Annotated in this window: 24 protein-coding genes; 11 read left to right on the top strand and 13 right to left on the bottom strand. The window is 69.6% G+C overall.

Translation table 11 applies throughout. The features are described from left to right. The first annotated feature begins 152 nt into the window (after positions 1–152). Positions 153–716, top strand: coding sequence for a GNAT family N-acetyltransferase (locus tag ACIPFH_RS29695; protein ID WP_401831116.1), 564 nt, complete (start codon positions 153–155; stop codon positions 714–716). Here the strand turns inward: ACIPFH_RS29695 and ACIPFH_RS29690 are convergent. The 7 genes from ACIPFH_RS29690 to ACIPFH_RS29660 all read right to left on the bottom strand — a co-directional run bounded on the left by ACIPFH_RS29690 (position 705) and on the right by ACIPFH_RS29660 (position 9,746). Then, a complete protein-coding gene (locus tag ACIPFH_RS29690) occupies positions 705–2,261 on the bottom strand; it encodes a type VI secretion protein (protein WP_401831114.1) in 1,557 nt (518 codons plus the stop codon). The two genes, ACIPFH_RS29695 and ACIPFH_RS29690, sit on opposite strands and share 12 nt — an antisense overlap. A 20-nt stretch (positions 2,262–2,281) precedes the next feature. Then, positions 2,282–3,712 (bottom strand): ATP-binding protein, encoded by a 1,431-nt coding sequence (locus ACIPFH_RS29685; protein WP_401831112.1) that lies wholly within the window; start codon positions 3,710–3,712, stop codon positions 2,282–2,284. Between the two features lie 14 nt (positions 3,713–3,726). After that, a complete protein-coding gene (locus ACIPFH_RS29680; RefSeq protein ID WP_356257960.1) occupies positions 3,727–5,286 on the bottom strand; it encodes an SCO6880 family protein in 1,560 nt (519 codons plus the stop codon). Next, positions 5,283–6,623 (bottom strand): hypothetical protein, encoded by a 1,341-nt coding sequence (locus tag ACIPFH_RS29675; RefSeq protein ID WP_401831109.1) that lies wholly within the window; start codon positions 6,621–6,623, stop codon positions 5,283–5,285. The genes ACIPFH_RS29680 and ACIPFH_RS29675 overlap by 4 nt, the downstream gene beginning before the upstream one ends. Next, positions 6,613–7,464 (bottom strand): hypothetical protein, encoded by an 852-nt coding sequence (locus ACIPFH_RS29670; RefSeq protein WP_401831107.1) that lies wholly within the window; start codon positions 7,462–7,464, stop codon positions 6,613–6,615. Before ACIPFH_RS29670 ends, ACIPFH_RS29675 begins: the two co-directional genes overlap by 11 nt. A 201-nt stretch (positions 7,465–7,665) precedes the next feature. Further along, positions 7,666–7,974 carry a hypothetical protein gene (locus ACIPFH_RS29665; protein WP_003991275.1) on the bottom strand — a complete coding sequence of 103 codons (309 nt, stop codon included), beginning with the start codon at positions 7,972–7,974 and terminating at the stop codon, positions 7,666–7,668. Positions 7,975–8,411: 437 nt separating this feature from the next. Further along, entirely contained in the window at positions 8,412–9,746 is a 1,335-nt protein-coding gene (locus ACIPFH_RS29660) for a peptidase S8 (RefSeq protein WP_401831105.1), read from the bottom strand. A gap of 365 nt (positions 9,747–10,111) precedes the next feature. On the opposite strand from ACIPFH_RS29660, the gene ACIPFH_RS29655 reads away from it, so the two are divergent. Together ACIPFH_RS29655 and ACIPFH_RS29650 are read left to right on the top strand one after the other, a co-directional pair. Then, positions 10,112–11,338 carry a phosphatidylserine/phosphatidylglycerophosphate/cardiolipin synthase family protein gene (locus ACIPFH_RS29655; protein WP_401831104.1) on the top strand — a complete coding sequence of 409 codons (1,227 nt, stop codon included), beginning with the start codon at positions 10,112–10,114 and terminating at the stop codon, positions 11,336–11,338. Positions 11,339–11,458: 120 nt separating this feature from the next. Further along, positions 11,459–11,629: a hydrophobic protein gene (locus ACIPFH_RS29650; protein ID WP_328481100.1), complete on the top strand. Its 171-nt coding sequence runs from the start codon at positions 11,459–11,461 to the stop codon at positions 11,627–11,629. Positions 11,630–11,707: 78 nt separating this feature from the next. On the opposite strand, the gene ACIPFH_RS29645 is transcribed toward ACIPFH_RS29650, so the two are convergent. Then, on the bottom strand, positions 11,708–11,962 hold the full coding sequence (locus ACIPFH_RS29645; protein WP_401831101.1) for a DUF397 domain-containing protein: 255 nt from the start codon (positions 11,960–11,962) through the stop codon (positions 11,708–11,710). A gap of 233 nt (positions 11,963–12,195) precedes the next feature. Here ACIPFH_RS29645 and ACIPFH_RS29640 point away from each other — a divergent pair, with 233 nt between their 5' ends. The 3 genes from ACIPFH_RS29640 to ACIPFH_RS29630 all read left to right on the top strand — a co-directional run bounded on the left by ACIPFH_RS29640 (position 12,196) and on the right by ACIPFH_RS29630 (position 15,350). Beyond that, positions 12,196–12,942, top strand: coding sequence for a trypsin-like serine peptidase (locus ACIPFH_RS29640; RefSeq protein WP_401831099.1), 747 nt, complete (start codon positions 12,196–12,198; stop codon positions 12,940–12,942). A 521-nt stretch (positions 12,943–13,463) separates the two neighbouring features. After that, complete coding sequence (locus tag ACIPFH_RS29635) at positions 13,464–14,471, top strand: NlpC/P60 family protein (protein WP_401831170.1); 1,008 nt, start codon at positions 13,464–13,466, stop codon at positions 14,469–14,471. A 168-nt stretch (positions 14,472–14,639) separates the two neighbouring features. Further along, entirely contained in the window at positions 14,640–15,350 is a 711-nt protein-coding gene (locus ACIPFH_RS29630) for a phosphatase PAP2 family protein (RefSeq protein WP_401831096.1), read from the top strand. A gap of 129 nt (positions 15,351–15,479) precedes the next feature. Here ACIPFH_RS29630 and ACIPFH_RS29625 read toward each other — a convergent pair whose 3' ends face one another. Then, the gene (locus tag ACIPFH_RS29625) at positions 15,480–16,055 is read right to left on the bottom strand and encodes a TetR/AcrR family transcriptional regulator (RefSeq protein ID WP_401831095.1); all 576 of its coding nucleotides are present in this window, start codon (positions 16,053–16,055) and stop codon (positions 15,480–15,482) included. Between the two features lie 102 nt (positions 16,056–16,157). On the opposite strand from ACIPFH_RS29625, the gene ACIPFH_RS29620 reads away from it, so the two are divergent. Then, positions 16,158–17,009 (top strand): SDR family oxidoreductase, encoded by an 852-nt coding sequence (locus tag ACIPFH_RS29620; protein ID WP_401831093.1) that lies wholly within the window; start codon positions 16,158–16,160, stop codon positions 17,007–17,009. A gap of 234 nt (positions 17,010–17,243) precedes the next feature. Here the strand turns inward: ACIPFH_RS29620 and ACIPFH_RS29615 are convergent, their stop codons facing one another. Then, entirely contained in the window at positions 17,244–18,809 is a 1,566-nt protein-coding gene (locus ACIPFH_RS29615; RefSeq protein WP_401831092.1) for an FAD-binding oxidoreductase, read from the bottom strand. Positions 18,810–18,928: 119 nt separating this feature from the next. After that, a complete protein-coding gene (locus ACIPFH_RS29610; protein WP_356257934.1) occupies positions 18,929–19,099 on the bottom strand; it encodes a hypothetical protein in 171 nt (56 codons plus the stop codon). 144 nt (positions 19,100–19,243) lie between these two features. Here ACIPFH_RS29610 and ACIPFH_RS29605 point away from each other — a divergent pair, with 144 nt between their 5' ends. After that, entirely contained in the window at positions 19,244–20,077 is an 834-nt protein-coding gene (locus ACIPFH_RS29605) for a hypothetical protein (protein WP_356257931.1), read from the top strand. Between the two features lie 148 nt (positions 20,078–20,225). Then, on the top strand, positions 20,226–20,405 hold the full coding sequence (locus ACIPFH_RS29600) for a hypothetical protein (protein WP_356257928.1): 180 nt from the start codon (positions 20,226–20,228) through the stop codon (positions 20,403–20,405). Between the two features lie 68 nt (positions 20,406–20,473). On the opposite strand, the gene ACIPFH_RS29595 is transcribed toward ACIPFH_RS29600, so the two are convergent. Further along, positions 20,474–20,824 (bottom strand): metal-sensitive transcriptional regulator, encoded by a 351-nt coding sequence (locus tag ACIPFH_RS29595; RefSeq protein WP_401831168.1) that lies wholly within the window; start codon positions 20,822–20,824, stop codon positions 20,474–20,476. A gap of 230 nt (positions 20,825–21,054) precedes the next feature. Between ACIPFH_RS29595 and ACIPFH_RS29590 the strand changes: the two genes are divergently transcribed. Further along, entirely contained in the window at positions 21,055–21,675 is a 621-nt protein-coding gene (locus tag ACIPFH_RS29590; protein WP_057579445.1) for a DUF47 domain-containing protein, read from the top strand. Between the two features lie 7 nt (positions 21,676–21,682). Next, positions 21,683–22,681 (top strand): anion permease, encoded by a 999-nt coding sequence (locus ACIPFH_RS29585; RefSeq protein WP_401831091.1) that lies wholly within the window; start codon positions 21,683–21,685, stop codon positions 22,679–22,681. Between the two features lie 270 nt (positions 22,682–22,951). Here ACIPFH_RS29585 and pstB read toward each other — a convergent pair whose 3' ends face one another. Continuing rightward, a complete protein-coding gene (gene pstB, locus ACIPFH_RS29580; RefSeq protein ID WP_401831089.1) occupies positions 22,952–23,728 on the bottom strand; it encodes a phosphate ABC transporter ATP-binding protein PstB in 777 nt (258 codons plus the stop codon). Between the last annotated feature and the right edge of the window lie 7 nt (positions 23,729–23,735).

Raw genomic sequence — 23,735 nt, 5'->3', positions numbered from 1 at the left:
GGTACTGCAGGGGGGACCCTGTGGGAGAGTAGGACACCGCCGAACAAATATTACGGGAAACCCCCGCACCTCACGGTGCGGGGGTTTTCTGCGTTTACGGACATTGTTCACAGACATTTCCGCGGCAGAGCTCAGGTACTACTGTGCTTTGCATGTACACGTATGTGGTTCGGGTTGTACGGGCAGAGGAGTGGGCCTCGGTCAAGGCGCTGCGGTTGCTTGCGCTCGAGGATCCGGCGGCGCCGCTCGCCTTCCTGGAGACCTATGAGACGGCTGCGGAGCGGTCCGACTCCTTCTGGCAGGAGCGGGCCGCCGGAGCGGCCGAGGGGGCCGGCGGGGCGCGGCAGTACATCGCCGAGGCGGACGACGGGCAGTGGGCGGGGACGGTCACCGTGCTCGTGGAGGAGGCGGGGAGCGTCGACTGGGCCGGTTTCCCCGTGGAGCGGCGGCAGGGGCATGTCGTCGGGGTCTTCGTACGGAAGGAGTGGCGGGGAAGCGGGATGACGCAGGCACTTCTCGACGCCGCCGTGGGCTGGGCCTGGAGGGAGGGGCTCGAGCGGGTGCGGCTCATCGTGCACGAGAGGAATCTGCGGGCGCAGGGGGCCTACCGCAAGGCGGGCTTCGTGCCGACTGGGCGGACCGTGCCGTTGGGGAAGGGGGCGGAGGAGAACGAGTACGAGTTCGTCCTCGAGCGTCCCGGGGCGTCAGACGGGTAGTTCGTGGTGCGGCCAGCGGGCCTTGGCCTGTTCGCGGGAGCGGAGCAGGGCCAGGGTGGGCAGGCCGCGGTCCGTTCCGGTGGCCAGGAGGTCCGGGAGCTGGGTGATCGGGGCCACGGCCGCCACGTCGTCGAGGACCAGGGACAGTGGTGGGTCGAGGCGACCGGAGGATGACCGTTCGGCCATGCGCCGGCCGCGCTCGACCACGCTGGAGACGAGGGCCGTCAGGAGCGGCATCGCGCCGGGACTGGTCCTGGGGTCCTCGATGGATTCACCGAGCACATAGAGAGTTCCCCCTTCGTCCACGAAGGAATCCAAGGCGAGGGCGTCAGTTCGGTTCGGAGTGCAGGCCTCGCGGATGTTCACGGTGGAGAGGGCGGAGAGGGCGCGGGAGGTCAGCTCCTGGGCGATGTCCCGGCGTTCGGGGTGGGCGGTGAGAGCGGCTTCCAGTTCGCCGGCCGCGCCCGGGGCCGCCTTGGGGTTGGTGCGGAGGGTGCGGACCGCTTCCTGGATCCCGGTGCCCTGGGACCAGCGGTGGACGTGGCGGATGGTGCGTCCGTCGATGGCCGCGGCGTGCAGGTAGCTGCGCAGGAGGGTCTCGGCGGTGTCGCTGACCGCCTGGTCGAGCCGGGAGGTGGGGCGGACGGGTGTGAGGAGCGCCGCCGCGCGTGCGGTCGCGGTCTGTTTGTCCTCGCAGCCCGTGGTGGGGGACCAGTGGAGGCGGGCCGGGGTGTCGCAGAGGTGGCCGGGGTCGTAGAGATGGACCGGGCCCAGTTTGGCTCTGGCGTCCTTGGTCTCCTGCCAGAGGGCCGGGCCGGAGGTGACGACGAGGGCGGGGCCCTCGGCGTCCCGGATGGCCTGGGTCGCGGTCGCGTGGCGGGCATCGGGCGCGGCGTAGTGCACGGCGCCTTCGAAGCGGGTCGCCTCCCAGCCGGCCGCCCGTTCACCTGGGGCATCCGGGAACAGGGCAGCGGATGGTGAGGGCTGTGGCTGGGGCGGGAGTGAGGAGTGCTGCGTGGCTGTCGTCGGCCGGAGGTACTCCGTCGGCGCCGGGCCGAGCGGCTCTGTCTCCGGTGGCGGCCCGGTCCCGCCCCGCTGGATCGGCAGCTCGTGGTGTACAGGCGGCGCCGGGGTCTCCTGCAGGGGGGCCGGCGTCAGGCCCGCGCGTCTGCCCGCTCGTATCGCCCGCCAGCGGGCGAGTGTTCCCATCACGAACACCGTGAGGACCAGCAGGATCATCAGCTGGCCGATCAGCAGGCCCCAGAAGAGGCCGTAGCCCGAGAGGTCCGCCGCGTCCGCCTCCGGCCAGGCGCCGGGGATGTCGTGGGGCCGGGCGATGAGTTGGCGCATGGCCAGCGGGGTGCGGGTGAAGGTGACGCCCGCGGGCCAGGAGCCGTGGGCGAAGAGGGCCGCCAGGCCTGTCGCCGTCCAGACCAGGAGAGTCATCCCGAGCAGGAACCCGAGTATGCCGACCAGCAGCCCGTCGGGAATGCCTCCCTGACTGTGGCCGGGGTTCTCGCGCCGCTGCTCGTCTCCCGTTCTCATGACGACCCCCCTGTCCCGCGCTACGCCACCGTCGACTCGGACGAGCCGTCCAAGTCGGCCAGGTGCTGTTCCATGAAGGCCGCCGCTCGCCGTTCCTGTTCCAGTTCGGCGGCGAGCAGTGCGTCGTCGTCGGACATGGTGCGGTCGGTGGAGGATTCCGTCATCGCCCGGTCGGTGAAGACGAGTGGCCGTTCCGTCTCGGTGATCAGGTGTTTCACCACCTGTACGTTGCCGTTGACGTCCCAGACCGCGATGCCCGGGGTGAGGGTGGGGATGATTTCCACCGCCCACCTCGGCAGGCCGATGACCCGGCCCGTCGCTCTTGCCTCGTCCGCCTTCTGGGCGTAGATCGTCCGGGTCGACGCCATCTTCAGGATGGCCGCGGCCTCTTTCGCCGCCGCTCCGTCCACCACGTCGGACAGGTGGTGCACGACCGCCACGAACGACAGGCCGAGGCGGCGGCCGAACTTCAGCAGCCGCTGGAACAGTTGGGCCACGAACGGACTGTTGATGATGTGCCAGGCCTCCTCGACCAGGAAGATGCGCTTCTTCCGGTCGGGGCGGATCCAGGTGTGTTCCAGCCAGACCCCGACGATCGCCATCAGGATCGGCATGGCGATCGAGTTGCGGTCGATGTGGGACAGATCGAACACGATCAGCGGGGCGTCCAGGTCGATGCCGACCGTCGTGGGGCCGTCGAACATGCCCCTGAGGTCACCGTCGACCAGGCGGTCCAGGACCAGTGCCACGTCCAGGCCCCAGGCCCGTACGTCGTCTATGGCGACGTTCATCGCCTCCGCCGACTCCGGTTCGGGGTGGCGCAGCTGTTCGACGATGTCGGTCAGGACCGGCTGGCGTTCCACGATCGTCTCGTTGACGTAGGCGTGGGCGACCTTGAGCGCGAAGCCGGCGCGCTCGTCGAGGCCGTGGCCCATCGCCACCTCGATGATGGTGCGCAGCAGCGCGAGCTGGCCGGTCGTCGTGATCGACGGGTCCAGGGGGTTGAGGCGGATGCCGTGGTCCAGGGCGGCCGTCGGGTCCAGGCGGATGGGGGTTATTCCCAGCGCCTGCGCGATGAGGTTCCATTCGCCTACGCCGTCCTCGCCCTGCGCGTCCAGGACGACGACCTGGCGGTCGCGGAAGCGCAGCTGGCGCAGGACGTAGGTCTTCTCGAGCGCCGACTTGCCGTTTCCCGACTCGCCGAGGACCAGCCAGTGGGGGGCCGGGAGCTGCTGGCCGTACAGCTGGAAGGGGTCGTAGATGTAGCCCTTTCCGGAGTAGACCTCGCGGCCGATGATGACGCCGGAGTCGCCGAGGCCGGGGGCGGCCGTGGGCAGGTACACGGCCTGGGCCTGGCCCGTGGAGGTGCGCACCGGCAGCCGGGTCGTCTCGACCTTGCCGAAGAGGAACGAGGTGAAGGCGTCCGTGAGGACGGACAGCGGATCCCGCATCAGCTCATCAGCCCCTACCGTCGGATTCCGGTGGCGAACGGGAGCGTGTTCACGAACGCCCGGTGGTGCTCTCGGTCGCACCATTCGAGCTTGAGGTACGACTTGCCGGCCGACGCCCTTATCGTGCGCTTGTCGCGGGCGAGGGCCTCGGGATTGCGGGAGGAGACGGTGATGTAGCCGACGAGGTTCACGCCGGCCGCGCCGGACGCGAGGTCCTCGCCGCGCTGGTCCAGGCGGGAGTGGGCGGCCACGTCACGTGGGTCGACGGTGCGGTTCATCTTGGCGGCCCGGCTCGCCTCGGCGTCGTCGTTCGTCTTCTCCGTCAGCATGCGTTCGATGGCGACCTCGGTGGGTTCGAGGTCCATGGTCACGGCGACGGTGCGGATGACGTCCGGGGTGTGGACGAGGAGCGGCGCCAGGAAGTTGACGCCCACCGGGGTCATCGGCCACTCCTTCACCCAGGCCGTGGCGTGGCACCAGGGGGCCCGGGTGGACGACTCGCGGGTCTTGGCCTGGAGGTAGGTCGGCTCCATGGCGTCCAGCTCGGCCGGCCAGGCGTTGCGCTTCGTCATGGCCTGGATGTGGTCGATGGGATGGTCCGGGTCGTACATGGAGTGGACGAGGGAGGACAGCCGGCCCTGGCCCAGGGGCTGGCGGACGCGGATGTCCGCCTCCTGGAGGCGGGAGCAGATGTCCGTCAGCTCGCGGGCCATGACGACCGCCAGGCCGGCGTCGCGGTCCAGTTTGCGGCCCGACTGGGGGCGGGCGGCGCGGGCCATGGCGTGTGCCTCGGCGGACAGTTCACGGGTGTAGTGCATACAGGCGACGAGGTAGGCGCGGTGCTGCTCGCTGCTCGTGGACACCATGGACTGGAGCTGGTCGTAGGAGCGGGCCAGCCAGTCGGGGGAGCGCTCGTCCCCGCGTACGGCGACGTCCTTGGCGTGGGCGTCGGGGTCGGCGGGGAGGGTGCGGGCCAGCATCTGAAGGCGGGTGACGAAGCCGTCGCCGTTCGCCACGTGCTTGAGGAGGGTGCCGAAGCGGTCGACCAGTGCCTCCTGGTCCTCGCTGTCGCGCAGGCCGACGCCCGGGCCCTCGATCTCGATGGCGGCCGTCACCGTACGGCGGTCGGCGTGCAGGAGTACGGCGATCTCGTCGGGGCCGAAGGGGGCTGCCAGCCAGTTGATGCGGCCGATGCCCGGAGGCGGCCCGATCTCGATCTCCTGGCCGTCGATCCTGGTGCCCGCCTCCATGACGGTCGAGCGGTAGGTCGTGCCCTGACGGAGGGTGCGCTTGTAGCTGCGGTTGATCTCGAACCACTTGTAGAACGTGCGGTGCTTGTACGGCACGTAGACGGCAGCCAGCGCGATCATCGGGAAGCCGCTCAGCAGCACGATCCGCAGGGCGAGGACGGGGACGAGAAGGCCGCACATCATGCCCAGGAACGCGCCGATGACGATGAGCGCGATCTCGCCGGTCTCGCGGTTGCGGCCGACGATCGCGTTCGGCCGGGCGCGGCCGATCAGATATGTACGGCGGGGCGTGATCGCGTGGGACACATGGGACTCGGTCGTCAACGCCCTTCACCTCCCGTGCGGTTGTTGCTGCTGTTGCGGGTGTTGCTCGCGTGCGGGGTGTTGACCGGGCTGCTCGCGCGGGGGGCGGGTGCGGCGGAGGGGACAGATCCGCCGCCCCCGTTCGAGGTGCGCGAACTGTGCGCGGCGACTCCGCCGGAGGCGGGGTTGGAGGGGCGGGCGCCGGAGGACCCGGACTGGCCGCCGCCGTTGTTGTCCGTACGGGTGCTGTGCGTCTTGATGCCCTGGGCGACGAGGGTCGCCGGAGAGCTGATGACGGCCGCCGCCTTGCCCTCGGCGCCCTGCATGATGCGGTTGTTGCGGGAGCCCGCGATCTCGTCGCCGAAGCCGGGGACGAAGCGGTAGATCATCGCGCTGGCGAAGATGGCGAGCAGGATGATGGAGAGGCCGGAGACGACGGCGGAGAAGGCGTTCGGGCCGTCGGCGGAGGACAGCGCGCCGGCCAGGCCGAGCACTATCACGATGACCGGTTTGACCAGGATGACGGCGATCATGATGCCGGCCCAGCGGCGGACGTGGCTCCACAGGTTCTTGTCGACCAGGCCCGCGTAGACGACGGTGCCGAGCAGGGCGCCCACGTAGAGGAGGGCGGCCCTGATGACGAGCTCCAGCCACAGCACTCCGGCCGCGAGGATCGACACCAGGGACACGACGATCAGCATGATCGGGCCGCCGCCGATGTTCTCGCCCTTGGCGAGGGCTTCGGAGAAGGTGCCGAAGAACGTGTCGGTCTGGTTGCCGGTGGTCTTCGCGAGGACGTCGGTGATGCCGTCCGTGGCGGATACGACCGTGTAGAGGATCAGGGGGGTGAAGGCGGAGGCCAGGACGGTCAGCCAGAGGAAGCCGACGGCTTCGCCGATGGCGGTGGTGAGGGGGACTCCGCGCACCGCCCTCTTGGCGACGGCCAGCAGCCACAGCAGGAGCGTCAGGACGGTCGAGGCCGCGAAGACGACGGCGTACTGCTTGAGGAACCGCTCGTTGGTGAAGTCGACGTTCGCCGTGTCCTTCACGGCCTCACTGAGCTTGTCGACGGTCCAGGCGGCGGCGTCGGCACAGCCCTTGGCGAGGGAGGAGAGGGGGTCGAGGGTGTCGGAGACGCCGGGGTTGGTGGTGGAGGCCGGGTTTTCGCCCTTTTCGCAGTAGTCCCTGGCGGGGCCTCGGATGAGTTCGCTGCACGCGCTGTTGCTGGAGGACGTGGAGGGGGACGGCGACGGGCTGGGCGTCGGCGCGGCGAGGGCACGGGTGGCCGTCAGTACCGCGACCGTCTGAACGGCGGCCAGGGCGGCCGTCACCTTGAGGGAGAGGTGCTTAGCGCGCATACGTGAACCCTCCGTACTCCTCGACGGCCTTCGTCATGTCGTCGGCGGTGGAGGCCTGCTGATCGCGCCCGACCGGGACGGGCCCGTCCTTCTGCTGGAAGTCGGTGATCTTCCAGTCGCTGTTGACCCAGTCGAGCTGGTAGGTGGTGGTGAACCAGCTCTCGGACACCGGATTGGTCGAGGCTTCGCCCGAGAGACCGAAGAGCGACGTGTACCAGAGCTCGACGGTGGCCTTGCTGCCCGTGGAGGCGGTGACCTTTGTGCCTACAGGAATGACACGGGAGACGAAGGCCTGGCCGTCCGGTGCGGAGCCGTCCGTGTCGAGCCCGATGTTGCTCAGGAACGTCTCGCTCGAGTAAGCGGTGTCCAGCGCTGACAGTTTGTTCGCGGCGACGTCCGGTGCGTACACGGTGTTGACGATCTCGTGTCGCAGATCCGTGTTGAACATGTCCGCCGAACCCAGCGCGATGCCGTAGTTGGCAGCAGCGCTCTGCGCACCCTGCGCGTCGTGTGCGTATCCGATGGGAATCGTGCCGCTCTTCGACCGCACCGGCTTCGTGCCGGTTGCCGCCGTGCTCTTCGCGTCCGGCTTGGTGCCGGTCGAGCCGGTGGCCGAGGTCGAAGAGGAATCGTCTCCTCCACGGTTCGCGAAGGCGATCGCCGCGATGAGGACGACGACGACGCCGACCACCGGGACCAGGCTGCGCGAGGACGAGCGGCCGCTTCTGCGGGCGCCGCCGTAGGGGTCGTTCTCGGGCAGTCGGAGGCGTGTCCGGCCGTACCCCTGACCCTCGTCGGAGCGCGTGGATTCGCCGTAGTCGTGTTCGTCGCCGGGAGTCATGCCGCGTAGGCCCCCTCGCTGCTGTACCGGGACGTGTACAAGTACGACGGTAGCCGTGCTGGTTCCCGCGCGGGCGCGGTGTGGTGACTCGACATCAGGGACATCAGGGAAACGCAACCTCAGCCGGTGGGCACGACAGGTGGGTGGGGGTTGTGGGCCGGGCGTGCCCGGACGGGACTGGGGGTGGTGCGGAGGCCGCGGCTACACGGCCATGCCGTACACGATCGTGAACAGCGTCCCGAGGGAGCCGATGATGAAGACGCCCGTGAGCCCGGCGATGATGAGGCCCTTGCCCTGTTCCGCACTGAAGGTGTCCCGTAGGGCGGTCGCGCCGATGCGTTGCTTGGCCGCGCCCCAGATGGCGATGCCGAGGCAGAGGAGGATGGCGACCGCCATCACGACCTCGATCATCACCTTGGCCTCGTTGCCCAGGCTGCCGAAGGGCCCCCAGTCCGGAGCGATCCCGCCGATGATGGTGTTGATGTCGCCCTTGTCGGCCGCAAACAGCATGTAAGTCACCGCCCCTGGTGGGTAGTTCCGCAGTACCCCTGCGGGTGTGCAGAGGTCACGCCTCATTGTCGCCGACAAAAGCGCCGTCGTATGTCGACTTGGCGCCATTGTCGGGCGGGAGTCGTACGAATAGCTCGTATGGTCACTCTGTGTATCACGGCAGGTCACGCCGGGCAATGAGGCCGGAGCGGAACCTGTGGTGTGGTTCCGTCGTTAGCCCACTTCACGCCCCGCACCGTTTCTGACGGCTGGTCGGGTGAGCGTACGTTTCGATGTTCTCATGACGTGGCGCACACCGGGCATGGCGAACGGGCCGCGGCTGGATGCCGAGGCCCGTTCGCCCATTCACCACGTGTGGCCCCCACGGCCCACTGTGGCTGTTCTGTTGTGGATCGGTGTGACGGTGTGGCCGGGCAGCGGCCCTTTGTGACGGTGGATCAGCCGGTGAAGGCGTCCGTGCCCTGCGGGGTGCCGAGGCCGGTGGGGCCGTCGTAGCCCGACTTGGCGGTGCAGAGGTAGGCGGCGCTGGAGGAGCAGGTGCCGTTGCTGCCGCTGGTGACGTCGTTCAGGGCGGAGGTGTCCGCGTAGGGGTACGCGGCCGGGTAGTCGCTGCTGCCCGGGGTGCCGGCGAGGGCGTAGACCGCGGCGATGATGGGCGCGGAGGCGCTGGTGCCGCCGAAGGTGTACCAGCCGGCGGTGACCCCGTAGGAGTCGTAGACGGAGACGCCGGTCGCCGGGTCGGCCACGGCCGAGACGTCGGAGATGGTGCGCTTGGAGCAGCCGGTGTCGGTCTGCCAGGTCGGCTTGGCGTCGTAGGCGGAGCAGCCGGAGCCGGTGCCCTCGGTGGAACTGGTGTTCCAGACCTTCTCGGTCCAGCCGCGGGTCGTGGAGGACGTGGACAGGGCGGTGCCGCCGACGGAGGTCACGTACTTGGAGGCGGCCGGGTATTCGGCGCCGTAGCCCTCGTCGCCCGCGCTGACGGTGATGGCGACGCCGGCGTGCTTGAAGTACGAGGTGTCGTACGACGTGTCCGAGGAGGACTCGGAGCCGCCATAGCTGTTGGAGACGAACTTCGCGCCCAGCGTGACGGCCTCGTTCACGGCCTTGCCGAGGTTGGCCATGGACGAGGAGGTGGCCTCGACGAGCAGGATCTTGCAGTTCGGGCAGACCGCGCTGGCCATGTCGAGGTCGAGGGACTCCTCCTCGGCCCAGCCGCTGTCGGCGCTGGGCAGGGAGGTGGTGGAGCCGCTCTGGCTCACCTTCTTGAAGCAGCCGTTGGCCACCGTGCAGGCGGGGAGGCCGTAGTAGGTGCGGTACTTGGCGAGGTCGGCGGCGGCGTTCGGGTCGTCGTAGGCGTCGACGATGGCGAGGGTCTCGCCGGATCCGTTGCTCGAGGCCGCGCCGGTCAGGCCGTAGGCGTCCTGGAGGTCGGAGGGGCCGTAGCCGGTGGGGCCGGCGGCCGCGGCCTTCGGGGTGACCTTGGCGGCCTTTCCGGTCTCGGCGGCGCGTTCCTTCTGGAAGGCCGTGGTGCCGCCGGTCACGCGGAAGGAGTTACAGGTCAGGTCGCCCTTGTGCTTGGGGGTGGCGCAGGGGGTGGCCGCCCAGGTGACCTTGGCGGAGGTGGTCGGGGCGGTGGTCGCGGGTGCCGCGCTCGCGTGGGCCGCGGTGCCGAGTCCGGCGAGCACGAGGGCGGCGGTGCCGAGGGCCGAGGCGGCCGTGCGGCGCCATCTGCCCGATATGGCGGCGGAGTCGGGGGAAGTCGTCGTACGCAACGGACAGCTCCTGAAGATGGGTGACAGGGGCGGTGCGGGTGGGGGGTGATGCGTGCCACCGGTACGTGGTCCCCGGTGGCGGGCGGCGGCCCGCGGCCGACTGTTCCCTTGTTGAGTACGCGACAACAAGAGGGGTGGTGGAATCCTGACTTCCGCCTTACTGAAGGCGGTTGGGGGATTGCTGATCAATGGCGGGCGGATGGTGTGGCGATGGCCGGAACTTGACTCCGGGGGGTTCGCCGCACGGTCGGTGCCGCTCGCTCCGGGCCCGCTGTGGGGCGGAGGTAAGGTCTGCTCGCCGTGTCCCGCGCCGGACCGGGTCACGCGGCTCTGTTGTCCCCTGTGAGTGCCGGCCGGGTGACGCAATGACCAGTACGCAGGACCGGATCACCGAGCCGACCGATCCCGGCGACGACGCGCCGGTGCCGGGACCGGTCCAGGAGCGCGCCGTGCGGATACGCCGTCGACTGGAGCGGCTGATCGGCATCGCGGCGACCGAGGGCAACGCGCTCACCCCGCTGCGCAACGGTGACGAGATCTTCCCGGCGATGCTGGGGCGTATCCGGTCCGCCGAGCACACCGTGGACATGATGACGTTCGTGTACTGGAGGGGTGAGATCGCCCGCGAGTTCGCGCGGGCGCTGGCCGCCCGGGCGCAGGCGGGTGTGCGGGTGCGGCTGCTGCTGGACGGGTTCGGCAGCCGGCTGATCGAGAAGGAGCTGCTGGAGGAGATGGAGCGGGCCGGTGTGCAGGTGGCCTGGTTCCGCAGACCCCTGACCCTCTCGCCGTTCAAGCAGAACCACCGCTGCCACCGCAAGGTCCTCGTCGTGGACGAGCAGACGGCCTTCACCGGCGGGGTCGGCATCGCCGAGGAGTGGTGCGGCAACGCCCGTGACGAGCACGAGTGGCGCGACACCCATGTCGAGGTGCGCGGGCCTGCCGTGGACGGCATCGCCGCCGCCTTCGCGCAGAACTGGGCCGAGTGCCACGACGCACTCTTCGACGAGCGCGACCGGTTCGTCCCGCACCGCCCGCAGGGCGACGCGGTGGTGCAGGTGGTGCGCGGATCGGCCAGCTTCGGGTGGCAGGACATGCAGACCCTGATCCGGGTGATGCTGGAGTCGGCCGAGGAGCGCTTCCGGCTGGCCACCGCCTACTTCTCGCCGGACGCCTTCTTCATCGAACTCCTGTGCGCCACCGCCCGGCGGGGCGTGGAGGTGGAGATCCTGCTGCCCGGTCCGCACACCGACAAGCGGGTCTGCCAGCTGGCCGGTCAGCACTACTACGAGGACCTCACCGCCTGCGGGGTGAAGATCTACCAGTACCAGCCGACGATGATGCACGCCAAGGTCATCACCGTCGACGGCGTCGCCGCGCTGGTGGGCTCGACCAACTTCAACCGCCGGTCCCTCGACCACGACGAGGAGATCATGCTCGCCGTGCTGGATCAGGAGTTCACGGCCGCGCTCGACGGCCACTTCGACGACGACGTGAAGGCCGCCACGCTGATCCGCGGGGGACGCTGGAAGCGGCGCTCGGTGCTCCAGCGGGCGCGCGAGGTCGCCGTCCTGCCCATCCGCCGTTTCCTGTGACGCCGGTGTCCCGCAGGCGCGGGCACGCCGTATTCCCTGGCATTTCGAGAACATGCGTCGAAGATTTGTGGGCGTGAAGGGGATTTCGCGGGGCACTTGAATCAGCGGAGGTTGATAATCATGGTTCCCCTGCTTCTTGTTCTGCTTCTCGCCCTGATTCTTTTCGGTGCCGGCTTCGCCCTCAAGGCCCTGTGGTGGCTTGCCGTCATCGTCCTGGTGGTATGGCTGGTGGGCTTCGTGGCCCGGCCCGCCGGACACGGTGGCCGCAAGGGCCGCTGGTACCGCTGGTAAGTCGCCGGTCAGTAAAACGCGGCATGGCGAAGGGCCCCGTCGACAATGGCCGACGGGGCCCTTCGCCATACCGCCGCGTCATTCGTTCCGTTCGCTTTCCAGTGCGCCCTCGACGAAATGGTCGAATTCGCCCGCCTGCACGCCGAGTACGAACGCGTCCCACTTCCGTCGGTTCGTCGTGACGACGTTCTCCGGGTCGCTGGTCTCGCGCAGATAGACGGGAGCCTCGCCGTCGTCGCCCTCGCCGAAGGCGATCTCGATCCACGGGCCGGGGCCGGTCGCGTCCGGCGGGGCGGCTCGGGTCCAGAGGAGGTCGGAAGGGATGTCAGCCACGGGAAGTGTCCTTCGTGAAGACGGTGAGCAGGATGCGGAAGGTGGTGAGTCGCGCGGGACGACGCCGGGCACGGGCGGGGCTGAGGTCGGCGCGGGCGTGTGCGGCGGTTCGGGTGGGGTATCCGAGCTCGGTGGGAAGAGTGGAAAGGTGCCGTGGACGGAGTGCGGGTAGCGTCGTACGGGAAAGCACACGTCTGACGTTTCTCTCACCTTCGTGGGACACAGTGAACCCGATGAAGCGAAACGCCCTGCTCGGTGCGGTCGTCCTGCTGGCCGTCACCTCCGCCTCCGAAGCGGCCGCAGACGGTGGGCCCGGACCCCTGGGGGTGACGACCGTCGCGGCGGCGACGGCGCAGACCGCGCGGGTCGGCGCGCTGTTCACCGCGGACGACGCCGGCGCCGGCGGACTCGCCGGTGAGCACTTCTGCACCGCCTCCGTGGTGCACAGCCCGCACCGCGACCTCATCGCCACCGCGGCGCACTGTCTCGGCCGGGCGGACGAGCTGGTCTTCGTCCCCGGATACCGGGACGGCAAGGCCCCCTACGGGAGCTGGCGGGTCGCGCGGGTCTTCCTGCCCGACGGGTGGGCGCAGGGGCAGGACGAGGACAGCGATGTGGCGTTCGCCGTCCTCGACGAACGGGACGGGAAGGGCGTCGAGGACGTGGTCGGCGGCAACCGCTTCGTGACGCGTACCACCACGGGCGCGACCGCCGTGACAGTCACCGGCTACCCCAACGCCCTCGAAGTGCCCGTCCGCTGCACGAACCGGCCCACCGCCCACAACTCCACCCAGCAGCGCATCGACTGCCCCGACCTCACCGGGGGGACCAGCGGCAGCCCGTGGGTGAACGGCGACGGGGAGGTGGTCGGCGTCCTCGGCGGGCATGAGCAGGGCGGGGCGACGGCCGACACCTCGTACAGCGTGGTCCTCGGGTCGGAGGCCGCGGAGCTGTACCGGGACGCGGCCTCCGACCCGTAGAGCCTTCCGGCGGACGGATCAATGCCGGGCAGGCCCCAAGGGGGTTACGCGATGCGGTGGACGAGCTGCGTGGTCAGCCCGTAGCGCGCTCCGGACGGTCATCGGATCGCCCGGGCCTGGTCGAAGACCGGCTCGGGGTGCGGGCCCTTCTCGGCCTGCGCCGTCGCGGCACCCGGGAGTCCATGCGGCCGAGGACGACCGCGAACGGGTGCTGAGCTGCCGTCAGGCTCTGCCGGACGGCAAGGGTTTCGTCCGGGCGCCGCCCGCGGAAGGCGCGCCGGCGTCGGTTGTCCGCGGCCGGTTCCCGCAGCGCTTCTTCGGTCGTGCCGTGCGGTGCCGTGCTGTGCCGGGGCGGGTGGCGGTGCCGAGTGGGGACGGCTCGGGACCCGGAGTGCTCGCCGCCCACGCCGCCGTATGCCGGGACTTCGGCCACGTGCGGTTTCTCCTTGTTCGTGGTCACCCCGGAGGGCGGAGGCCGCCTCTACACTGTCGGGGGCGGACTCCTGGGCGGCGAGGGGCGGTTGACGGTGCGTAAGGCATGGATCGTGGCGACCGCTGCCGTCAGTGCCGGTGCCGCCTTCATGATGGCGCTCGTCATCGGCGTGTACCTCGTCGGCGGGAACGTCGCGGGCGGGGTGGGCGGAGCCGGCAAGGCACTGGCCAAGGGCGCCGTGCCCGCCGCCTATCAGACGCTCGTGCAGAAGTGGGGCAATCTGTGTCCCGCCATCAACCCCGCGCTGCTCGCCGCCCAGCTCTACCAGGAGAGCGGGTTCAACCCGAGGGCGCAGAGCGCCGCCGCCGCGCAGGGGATAGCGCAGTTCATCCCGGGCACCTGGGCCACGCACGGAATCGACGGCGACGGTGACGGCGATCGCGACGTCTGGGACCCGAATGACGCGATTCCGTCGGCCGCGTCGTACGACTGCCAGCTCGCCTCGTACGTGAAGGACGTCCCCGGGGACATCACGAAGAACATGCTCGCCTCGTACAACGCGGGGGCCTACGCGGTCATCAAGTACGGGGGCGTGCCGCCGTACAAGGAGACCCAGAACTACGTGAAGATCATCACGACTCTGGAGGAATCCTTCGCCGCGCCCGTCAGCCGGGTGGATCCGTCGAAGCAGGCCGCGGGAGCCATCTACTACGCCCAGAAGAAGCTCGGCACGCCCTATCTCTGGGGTGGCAACGGTACGGCTGACCAGGGCGGACGGTTCGACTGCTCCGGGTTGACCAAGGCCGCCTACGAGAGCGTCGGGATCACCCTGCCCCGGGTCGCCAACGACCAGTACAACGCGGGCCCGCATCCCCGGCGGAGCGAGTTGCTTCCCGGGGACCTGGTGTTCTTCTCCACCGACCCGAACAACTCGCGGGCCATCCACCACGTGGGTATCTACGTGGGGGGCGGATACATGATCGACGCGCCCTACACGGGGGCCGTCATCCGCTTCGACCCCATCGACACCGCTGAGTACTTCGGGGCGACCCGCGTCACCGAAGATGGCGCGAAAGCGCTCCCCACTACCGTCTGAAGGCTGCCCGCACCCGGCCCCTGAGCTGCGGGGATCTGTCTCTCTTCGATAACGTCTGGGTGATCATTCAGTGGAGAGTGGAACGTATCAACCGGGGCCGTGCGTTCCTGTTGGAGCGGGCGCATGCGAGGCGCGCCGGGCAGAACACGACGAAGGGGCCGCAGCACCATGGCTGGACTCGCCGAATCCGGGTCGAACCCCGACGTCGACCTGCTCTACGACATCAACGGGCTGGCCAAGGACGCCCCGCACTGGCTCGACCGGATCGTCGAGTTCGTGGGCGAGTACGGGCTGTTGCTCGCCATGGCGCTGCTCATCGTGTGGTGCTGGTGGGGGGTCCGGCGGCGGCCAGGCGGGTCCGAGGAGGCCGCGTCCTCCGTCGCCGCTCTGGTCTGGGCGCCGCTCGCCGCCGGAGTCGCCGTCCTGGTGAACGTCCCCATAAGGGGGTTCGTGGAACGGCCCCGGCCCTTCCTCGACCACAAGGGGCTGGAGGTGCTCGTCTCCGGCAAGACGGACTACTCCTTCGTGAGCGACCACGCCACCCTCACGATGGCCATGGCCGTCGGGCTGTTCGTCGCCAACCGCAGGTTCGGGCTCGTCGGGATAGGGATCGCCCTGCTCGAAGGGTTCTGCCGGATCTACATGGGCGTGCACTATCCGACGGACGTCGTCGGCGGGTTCGCGCTCGGGACCGCCGTCGCGCTGCTGCTGTCGCCCATCGCCTCGATGCTGCTCACCCCCGTGCTGAAGGCCGTCGACCGGTCGCCGCGGGTCGGGTGGGTCGTGCGGGGCCGGGCGGCCCGGATCGGGCAGCGGGACGGGATCATCACCGGCGAGCGGACCGACGTCGCCGCCGAGGAGCGGGACCTCGCGGCTTAGAACTCCTGACGGACTGCGCTCGGAATTCGGTGCGCGGCACGTGTCCGGAACCTCGTGAGCATGGCAGAGCCACTCGATGAACTGACCGTGGCCGCGCTCGCGTTGGCGTGCCGGTCCGCGACCTTGGGCTCAGCTCACGGTCGAGTCCTTGGTCAGCGCGTCCATGAAGAGGTCGACGAGCGGGCGGGCTTGCTCTTCGGTGCCGTGCTGCACGGAATAGGCGATGCCACCCATGAGGAGTAGGACGTTGTCGGGGACGACGTCGGTTCGCAGGCTTCCGTCCCGGGCGCCGGCCGCGAGGAGGGTGGCGACGGCGTCGGTAAGGAGTGCCCGGCTGTCGGAGTACGGATCGATGCCGGAGGCGATGACCGCGTTGAGGGCTTCGGACATTCCGCTCTTCGCCGTGGCGTAGTGGATGAAGTCTTCCATCCACATCCGGGTGGCCTCGGCGGCCGGGTGCTGGGCGAGGAGGTCGTTCACCCTCTCGCACACCTGGGTGAGCTGGCGCCGGTAGGCGGCGTCGATGAGGACTTCCCGAGTCGGGAAGTGCCGGTAGAGCGTGCCGACACCGACGCCCGCCTGTTTGGCGATGGCGGCGGGCGCGGTGTCCAGCCCCTGCTCGGCGAAGGCCTGCGCGGCGACCTCCAGCAGGCGTTCCCGGTTCTGCAGCGCGTCACTCCGGGTGCGGCGGGGCGTGGCGGGCATGCGGGTTCCTTCGGTGTCGGTCTCCAGTTGCTTTCCGGAATCCGTTCCGCTTAACTTCTAAACGGAATGAGTTCCGGTATCACTCTACTCCAGGAGACTCCCATGCCCGCTCCCTCCGACAAGGCCTCACGGCACTGGTTCGTCACCGGAGCCTCCGGTGGGCTGGGTCGCCATCTCACCGAGCACGCCCTCCGGAACGGCGACCGCGTCACGGCGACGGTCCGCCGCCCCGCAGCTCTGGAAGACCTGCGTGAGGCGCACGGCGACCGGCTGACTGTCGAGATCCTCGACCTCACACGGCCGGCCGACGTGGACGAGGTGGTCAGCAGGACTCTCCGGTCCGGGCCGGTGGACATTGTCGTCAACAACGCCGGATACGCGGTTGTGGGCGCCGCCGAGGAAATGACCGTCGAGCAGATCCGTGACCAGATCGAGGTCCTCCTGCTCGCGCCGATGGTGATCACCCGTGCCTTCCTGCAGCCGATGCGTGAGCAGGGCGGAGGCCGGGTCATCCAGATCTCCAGCGTGGGCGGACAGGTCGGTATCCCCACGCACAGCTCATATCACGCGGGCAAGTGGGGGCTGGAGGGCTTCACCGAGAGCGTCAGCCGCGAGGTCTCCGACTTCGACATTCACCTCACTCTGGTCGAGCCCGGCGCCACCCGCACCGGCTTCGCCTCAGCTCTGCGATACACCACCGAAACGACCGTCTACCGCGACAATGCCGTCGGCCAGACCCGGCGCTACCTGGAAACCGCGGACGAGAGCGTCTTCACCGGCGACCCTGCCAAGCTCGCCGCCGCCATCTACGACACCACCCGCCACCCGAGCCCGCCCCTGCGCCTGACTCTCGGCTCCGACACCTACAGCGCAATCCACTCGGCACTCACCGAACGCCTCACCGCGCTCGAAACCCAGAAGGATCTCGCCGCGTCTGTCGCCTTCGCCCACTGATCCGGCCCACCGGCACGACACGTCAGAAATCTCGCCGCCATTACGGCCGTACACATCTCCGTGACTGCGACGTCCGGGAAGTCCGGCACGTCGTCTCACCCAGCACCTCCACGCGATCCGGTCGGAGGAAGGCAGTGGTGTCTCACCAGCGGGTGAGCGTGCCAGGCCGCGCGTCGCCGGCATGATCCGCCGGACGCCCCGGGGCTCAGGTCCCGCCGGGGTTCCGGTGGTGTCTCAGAGGGCCTGGGGGTAGGTGAAGAAGCCGTTCGGGTCGTACTGCTTCTTCAGCTGGGTCAGGCGGGGGAGCGCGGCGCCGTAGTACGCCTTGCGCCAGTTGGTGAGGGTCGGGTCCGCGTAGTTCTGGTAGGCGGCGCCCGAGGCGTACGGGGCCATCGCCTTGTGGGCCGTGTTCAGCCAGGACTGGGCCGCCGTCCCCGTCGTACCCGCCCGCCACGACGCGATGTACTGCGCCAGCATGCGTGAGCGGCGGTGGACGAACGCCGTGGCCGTGGGGGACACGCGGTTCACCGCGCCGCCCAACGCCGTCAGCGCGATGCTGCCCGCGCCGCCCTGGACCGACTTCATCTGCTTCAGCAGGGTCTGGATGCCCGCAGCCGAGAGCGAGACGTCGAAGAAGTCCGAGCGGGCCGCGTAGGTCTCCCGGCCCAGCGCGCCCTGTGGGGAGCGGCCCGGCGTCGAGCCCGGCAGATGGCACTGGGCGTCGGAGGTGAAGGACGAGCAGCCGGCGTAGATCTCCATCGCCGCCTCGTACGTACGGCGGCGCAGGGAGACGTTCGTCGCGGGGGCGCCCACGCGGTCCGCCAGCCGGTCCACCGCGTTCTGGAGCTGACCGTACGTACCGATGCAGAACGCGGCGACCGAGATGGTGGGTGTGCCGCCCGTCGCGTTCGCCACATGCAGGGAGGACCAGATCTCGTCGGGCTGGGACGGGCCCCACTCCTGCCAGGCCTTCATCACCGCCGCCGCCCTCGACCAGGGCCAGGTGAGATAGCCCGTCACCGCCTGGGGCGCGGGGTGGGTCCTGAACTCCAGCTCCGTGACGACGCCGAAGTTGCCGTTGCCCGCGCCGCGCAGAGCCCAGAACAGGTCCTTGTTCGTCGTCGCGTCGGCGGTGAGCTGCTTGCCGTCCGCGGTGATGACCGTGGCCCGGGTGAGGCTGTCGCAGGTCAGGCCGTAGGCGCGGGAGACGACGCCGTGGCCGCCGCCCAGCACCAGACCGGAGACGCCGACCGTCGGGCAGGAACCCGCCGGGATCGTCACGCCCTTCGCGGCGAGCGCCCGGTAGACGTCGATCAGCTTCGCGCCCGCGCCGACCACCGCCGAGCCGCCGCTCGCCCGGACCCGGTTCAGCTTGGACACGTCGACGATCAGCCGGCCGTCGCCCGAGGACCAACCGCCGTAGGAGTGGCCGCCGTTGCGGATCGCGGCCTTGATCCTGTGGGCGCGGGCGTACGCCAGCACCGTGCGGATGTCGTCGGCGTGGGCGACATAGGCCACCGCCGCCGGCTTGAGGCTGTCGAAACGGGTGTTGTACAGCTGGCGGGCCGCGGCCCAGGAGGCCTCGCCGGGGCGGACGAGGGTGCCGTCCAGGTCGCGGGCGAGCGCGGTCCAGTTGGCGGGGGCGGCGACGCTGGTCGTGGTCAGGGGGGCCGTCGTGGCTGTCGTGGTGGCCCCGTCGGCCGAGGCGGAGGCGCCCGCACCGCCGCCGTTCGCCTTGCACGCGGTCGCCGCCGCAGCGACCGCGGCCGTGCCGCCTGCGATGAACGTACGACGTTCCATGTTCTCGCGCCTTCCCTCGACCGCCCTCGACCGCCTGTCGGCTTCATGGAGCGAGACGGGGTCATGGGACCACAGGTTCCGGCGGGTGCCAGCGGTGACGGAACGGTGACGTCAGCCGGTCAGTCGCCGACGTGGCGCTGTCCGTCCGTTCTCGCCATGCTTCTCGCTCTGCGGGCCGGGCCGCGCCAGCCGCAGGTGCAACGGGCCAGGCAGAACCTGCCCTGTTCGACGGTCGTGGTGCTGTGTTCCCCGTCGGTGCGGGGGTGGGCCGAGCCGTCCTGCTGCGTCACAAAGACAACGTTACCCAGGTTCGGCGGAAGGACCCGTACGGCGGTCGCAAGCCTTCGGCGCCAGCGTGACGGGGGCACTTACCCGTCGTTAACCGGAACGACAGGGGTCCCGTGACGGACATACCGGTTGGGGGTGCACAGGCCATGGCGGAACGGCAGCGCGGGCTGGTGGGTGCGGTGGTTCTTTCGGGGCTCGTGGCGGGGGTCTGCGCGGGTGCCGCCGGGTGTACCGCAGGCGGGGCCGCGGCGGACGACGGCCGGGCCGCCGACCCCGTCGGGATGTTGCACCGGGCGGCCGACACCCTCGTCGAGGCGGGCACCTCGAAGGCGCGTACGTCGATGGAGATGGCCACGGGCGGGACCCGGGTGACCATCCGCGGCCAGGGCGGGTACGACTACCGCAAGCAGCTCGGGGAGCTGAAGGTGCTGCTGCCGCAGGACCCGGCCGGAACCAGTGAGCACCGCCCCATCACCGAACTCCTCGCGCCCGGGGCCCTGTTCATGAAGAACCGGGACGGGGTGCCGGACGACAAGTGGGTGCGGGTGGACACGGCGGCCCTGTCCGACGGGAACCTGGTGACCGGCGGGGCCACCGATCCGTTCGCCGCCGCCGAGGTGCTGCGGGGGACGCGTACGGCGACGTACGTGGGGCGGACCGAGGTGGCCGGGACGGCGGTGCGGCACTACCGCGGGACCGCCGATCTGGCGATGGCCGCCCGGGACGCGTCGGCGGGCGGGCGGGACGCGCTGCGGGCGGCGGCGAAAGGGTTCGCCACGGCGCGGGTGCCGTTCGACGTCTACCTCGACGACGAAGGACGCATCCGTAAGGTCCGGCACCGGTTCAGCTTCGTGAACGGGCAGCGGAAGGAGGCCGTGGCGGTGGCCTCCACGACCTTGTTGTACGACTTCGGGGCGCCCGTCGAGGTGCGGCTTCCGGCCGTCGGAGACATCTACGCGGGGCGGATCGCGGAGGAGTGAGTCCGTGCCGGGCCGGTCGGAGCGCGGGGCGGGCGGGTCGGGACGAGTGTTTTCGGCCACAGGGTGGACACAAGGACTAGCCCGTCCGTGCCATGCGCTCGGTGTATAGCGCTCCCTACTCTAGGAAGCCGGTGACGGCAGAGACGAGGTGACGCGCGTGGCTCCGGGCGGCGGTACGGCAGTTCAGGACCACGTGGCCCTCGCCGAGATCGAGCTGTGCGGGGAGCTGATCATCGCCGCGTCGGCGGCCGGGGAGGAACGGCTCAGTCTCGAGAGCATCGACCTGGTACTGCGGGTGCGGGAGGAACGGGCGGCGGAGGCGGAATGAACGGGTGACCCGGGGCGCGCGGCCTGGTGCCGTCGGCGTGGGGACGCGCGTCCGGTGCGGGCCGCGGATCAGGTGCGGAGGAGGCGGCCGATGGCCTTCGTCGCCTCTTCCACCTTCGCGTCGATCTCGTCGCCGCCCCTCAGGGCCGCGTCGGCGACGCAGTGGCGCAGGTGTTCCTCCAGGAGTTGCAGCGCGAAGGACTGCAGGGCCTTGGTGGAGGCGGACACCTGGGTGAGTATGTCGATGCAGTAGGTGTCCTCGTCGACCATGCGCTGGAGGCCGCGGATCTGGCCCTCGATCCGGCGCAGGCGTTTGAGGTGCTCGTCCTTCTGCTTGTGGTAGCCGTGGACCGCCCCGGGCACGTGCTCCACGCCCGCCGTGGATTCGGCTGCGTCTTCGCCGGCCTCTGTGGTCGTCATCATGTCCTCCAGCGCTCCGGCTCCACATACATACCCCTACTGGGTATATCGTACCGAACTTCGGCGGGTATACGGCCCGAGCAGGGGTTTCGCCGGTCTTTCCGTTGCCGGTCGCCCCCCTCCCGGTCGCTCTACCCGATGGGCGACACTGGGGGACGGCCCATTAGCCGTGGCCGGATGATGCGCCTAGCATCAGCCTGACCGAAACCGATGCATCCTGAGGACCCCACGTGCGCTTTCGTCTGACCCCCAGGGAGACGAGCTTCTACGACATGTTCGCCGCATCCGCGGACAACATCGTCACGGGCTCGAAACTCCTGATGGAACTGCTCGGGGCGGACCCCGCCGGCCGGGCCGAGATCGCAGAGCGTATGCGGGCCGCGGAACACGCAGGTGACGACGCCACCCATGCGATCTTCCACCAGCTGAACTCCTCGTTCATCACGCCCTTCGACCGCGAGGACATCTACAACCTCGCGTCCTCCCTCGACGACATCATGGACTTCATGGAGGAGGCCGTCGACCTGGTCGTCCTCTACAACGTGGAGGAACTGCCCAAGGGCGTCGAGCAGCAGATCGAGGTGCTGGCACGGGCGGCGGAGCTGACGGCCGAGGCCATGCCGAACCTGCGGACCATGGAGAACCTCACCGAGTACTGGATCGAGGTCAACCGGCTCGAGAACCAGGCCGACCAGATCCACCGCAAGCTGCTCGCGCATCTCTTCAACGGCAAGTACGAGGCCATCGAGGTGCTCAAGCTGAAGCAGATCGTGGATGTGCTGGAGGAGGCCGCCGACGCCTTCGAGCACGTGGCCAACACGGTGGAGACCATCGCGGTCAAGGAGTCCTGAGCCCTTCATGGACACCTTCGCTCTGATCGTGACCATTGGCGTCGCGCTCGGATTCACTTACACGAACGGCTTTCACGACTCCGCGAACGCCATTGCCACGTCCGTTTCCACCCGCGCGCTGACGCCTCGGGCGGCGCTGGCCATGGCCGCGGTGATGAACCTCGCCGGCGCGTTCCTCGGGAGCGGGGTCGCGCACACCGTCAGCAAGGGGCTGATCGAGACGCCCGAGGGGTCGAAGGGGATGGGGATCCTCTTCGCCGCGCTGATCGGGGCGATCGTCTGGAATCTCGTCACCTGGTACTTCGGCCTGCCTTCGTCGTCCTCGCACGCGCTGTTCGGCGGCATGGTGGGCGCGGCGCTCGCCGGCGGCACGGAGGTCATCTGGTCCGGCGTCCTCGACAAGGTCGTCATTCCGATGTTCATCTCGCCGGTGGTGGGGCTCATCGTCGGTTACCTGGTGATGACGGCGATCCTGTGGATGTTCCGCCGGTCCAACCCGCACAAGGCGAAGCGGGGCTTCCGGATCGCCCAGACGGTTTCGGCCGCGGGTATGGCGCTGGGGCACGGTCTCCAGGACGCGCAGAAGACGATGGGCATCGTGGTGATGGCGCTCGTCATCGGCGATGTGCAGGGGGCCGACGATCCGATCCCGGTGTGGGTGAAGATCGCTTGCGCGGTGATGCTCTCGCTGGGCACGTATGCCGGTGGGTGGCGCATCATGCGGACTCTGGGGCGGAAGATCATCGAGCTTGATCCGCCGCAGGGGTTCGCCGCGGAGACGACCGGGGCGTCGATCATGTTCACCACGGCGTTCCTGTTCAAGGCGCCGATCTCCACGACACATGTGATCACCTCGGCGATCATGGGTGTCGGGGCGACGAAGCGGATCAATGCCGTGCGGTGGGGGGTCGCCAAGAACATCGTGCTCGGCTGGTTCATCACGATGCCGGCGGCCGGGCTTGTCGCGGCGTGCGCGTTCTGGCTCGTGGACCTGGCGTTTCTGTAGGGGCTCTGCCCACCCGCCCGTCCGGCTCGGTGGGGGGAGAGGTCCCGTCACGGGGCTCCGCCCCGGACCCTGGCGCCGGGCTTCGCTCGGACGTCGGCGGGGACTCGCCCCCGCGTCTCCGGGCTTCGCCCCAGTACCCCGGTTTCGTCCGCGTCCAACCGCCGGAGGCAACGCGTGGGCCCGCCCTCCGAGTCGGAGGGCGGGCCCTTTGCGTCCTCGCGGTGGCACCGCCATGCAGCACCGCGAGGGGTCTGGGGGAGGGGACGCGGCTCAGCCGAAGCGGCCCGAGATGTAGTCCTCCGTTGCCTGGACCGACGGGTTGGAGAAGATCCGCTCCGTGTCGTCGATCTCGATCAGCTTGCCGGGCTGGCCGACGGCGGACAGGTTGAAGAAGGCCGTGCGGTCCGAGACGCGCGCCGCCTGCTGCATGTTGTGCGTCACGATGACGATCGTGAAGAGCTCCTTGAGCTCGCCGATCAGGTCCTCGATCGCCAGGGTGGAGATGGGGTCCAGGGCCGAGCACGGCTCGTCCATCAGCAGGACCTTCGGTTCCACCGCGATGGCGCGGGCGATGCACAGCCGCTGCTGCTGGCCGCCCGAGAGGCCCGAGCCGGGCTTGTTGAGGCGGTCCTTGACCTCGTTCCAGAGGTTCGCGCCCTGGAGGGACTTCTCGACGACGTCCGCCAGCTCGCTCTTCTTGTACGAGCCGTTGAGGCGCAGGCCCGCCGCCACGTTGTCGAAGATCGACATGGTGGGGAACGGGTTCGGGCGCTGGAAGACCATGCCGACCTCGCGGCGGACCGAGACGGGGTCCACGCCCGCCGCGTACAGGTCCTCGTCGTCCAGGAGCACCTTGCCCTCGACCCGGCCGCCCGACGTCACCTCGTGCATACGGTTCAGAGTGCGCAGGAACGTCGACTTGCCGCAGCCGGAGGGGCCGATGAAGGCCGTCACCGAGCGCGGTTCCACCGTCATCGAGATGTCGTCGATCGCCTTGTGGGATCCGTAGTAGGCGGTCAGTCCGCTTACGTCGATTCGCTTCGCCATTTTTGTC

Source organism: Streptomyces sp. NPDC088157 (genome assembly GCF_044741545.1).
Classification (GTDB): Bacteria; Actinomycetota; Actinomycetes; order Streptomycetales; family Streptomycetaceae; genus Streptomyces.
Note: the sequence above shows the minus strand (reverse complement) of the source record. Positions and strands in the feature narration are given on the sequence as shown.

Coding starts and splice junctions, on each gene's coding strand:
- ACIPFH_RS29695 (WP_401831116.1), top strand. CDS start 153: ATGTACACGTATGTGGTTCGGGTTGTACGGGCAGAGGAGTGGGCCTCG.
- ACIPFH_RS29690 (WP_401831114.1), bottom strand. CDS start 2,261: ATGAGAACGGGAGACGAGCAGCGGCGCGAGAACCCCGGCCACAGTCAG.
- ACIPFH_RS29685 (WP_401831112.1), bottom strand. CDS start 3,712: ATGCGGGATCCGCTGTCCGTCCTCACGGACGCCTTCACCTCGTTCCTC.
- ACIPFH_RS29675 (WP_401831109.1), bottom strand. CDS start 6,623: ATGCGCGCTAAGCACCTCTCCCTCAAGGTGACGGCCGCCCTGGCCGCC.
- ACIPFH_RS29670 (WP_401831107.1), bottom strand. CDS start 7,464: ATGACTCCCGGCGACGAACACGACTACGGCGAATCCACGCGCTCCGAC.
- ACIPFH_RS29665 (WP_003991275.1), bottom strand. CDS start 7,974: ATGCTGTTTGCGGCCGACAAGGGCGACATCAACACCATCATCGGCGGG.
- ACIPFH_RS29655 (WP_401831104.1), top strand. CDS start 10,112: ATGACCAGTACGCAGGACCGGATCACCGAGCCGACCGATCCCGGCGAC.
- ACIPFH_RS29650 (WP_328481100.1), top strand. CDS start 11,459: ATGGTTCCCCTGCTTCTTGTTCTGCTTCTCGCCCTGATTCTTTTCGGT.
- ACIPFH_RS29640 (WP_401831099.1), top strand. CDS start 12,196: ATGAAGCGAAACGCCCTGCTCGGTGCGGTCGTCCTGCTGGCCGTCACC.
- ACIPFH_RS29630 (WP_401831096.1), top strand. CDS start 14,640: ATGGCTGGACTCGCCGAATCCGGGTCGAACCCCGACGTCGACCTGCTC.
- ACIPFH_RS29625 (WP_401831095.1), bottom strand. CDS start 16,055: ATGCCCGCCACGCCCCGCCGCACCCGGAGTGACGCGCTGCAGAACCGG.
- ACIPFH_RS29620 (WP_401831093.1), top strand. CDS start 16,158: ATGCCCGCTCCCTCCGACAAGGCCTCACGGCACTGGTTCGTCACCGGA.
- ACIPFH_RS29615 (WP_401831092.1), bottom strand. CDS start 18,809: ATGGAACGTCGTACGTTCATCGCAGGCGGCACGGCCGCGGTCGCTGCG.
- ACIPFH_RS29605 (WP_356257931.1), top strand. CDS start 19,244: ATGGCGGAACGGCAGCGCGGGCTGGTGGGTGCGGTGGTTCTTTCGGGG.
- ACIPFH_RS29595 (WP_401831168.1), bottom strand. CDS start 20,824: ATGACGACCACAGAGGCCGGCGAAGACGCAGCCGAATCCACGGCGGGC.
- ACIPFH_RS29585 (WP_401831091.1), top strand. CDS start 21,683: ATGGACACCTTCGCTCTGATCGTGACCATTGGCGTCGCGCTCGGATTC.
- pstB (WP_401831089.1), bottom strand. CDS start 23,728: ATGGCGAAGCGAATCGACGTAAGCGGACTGACCGCCTACTACGGATCC.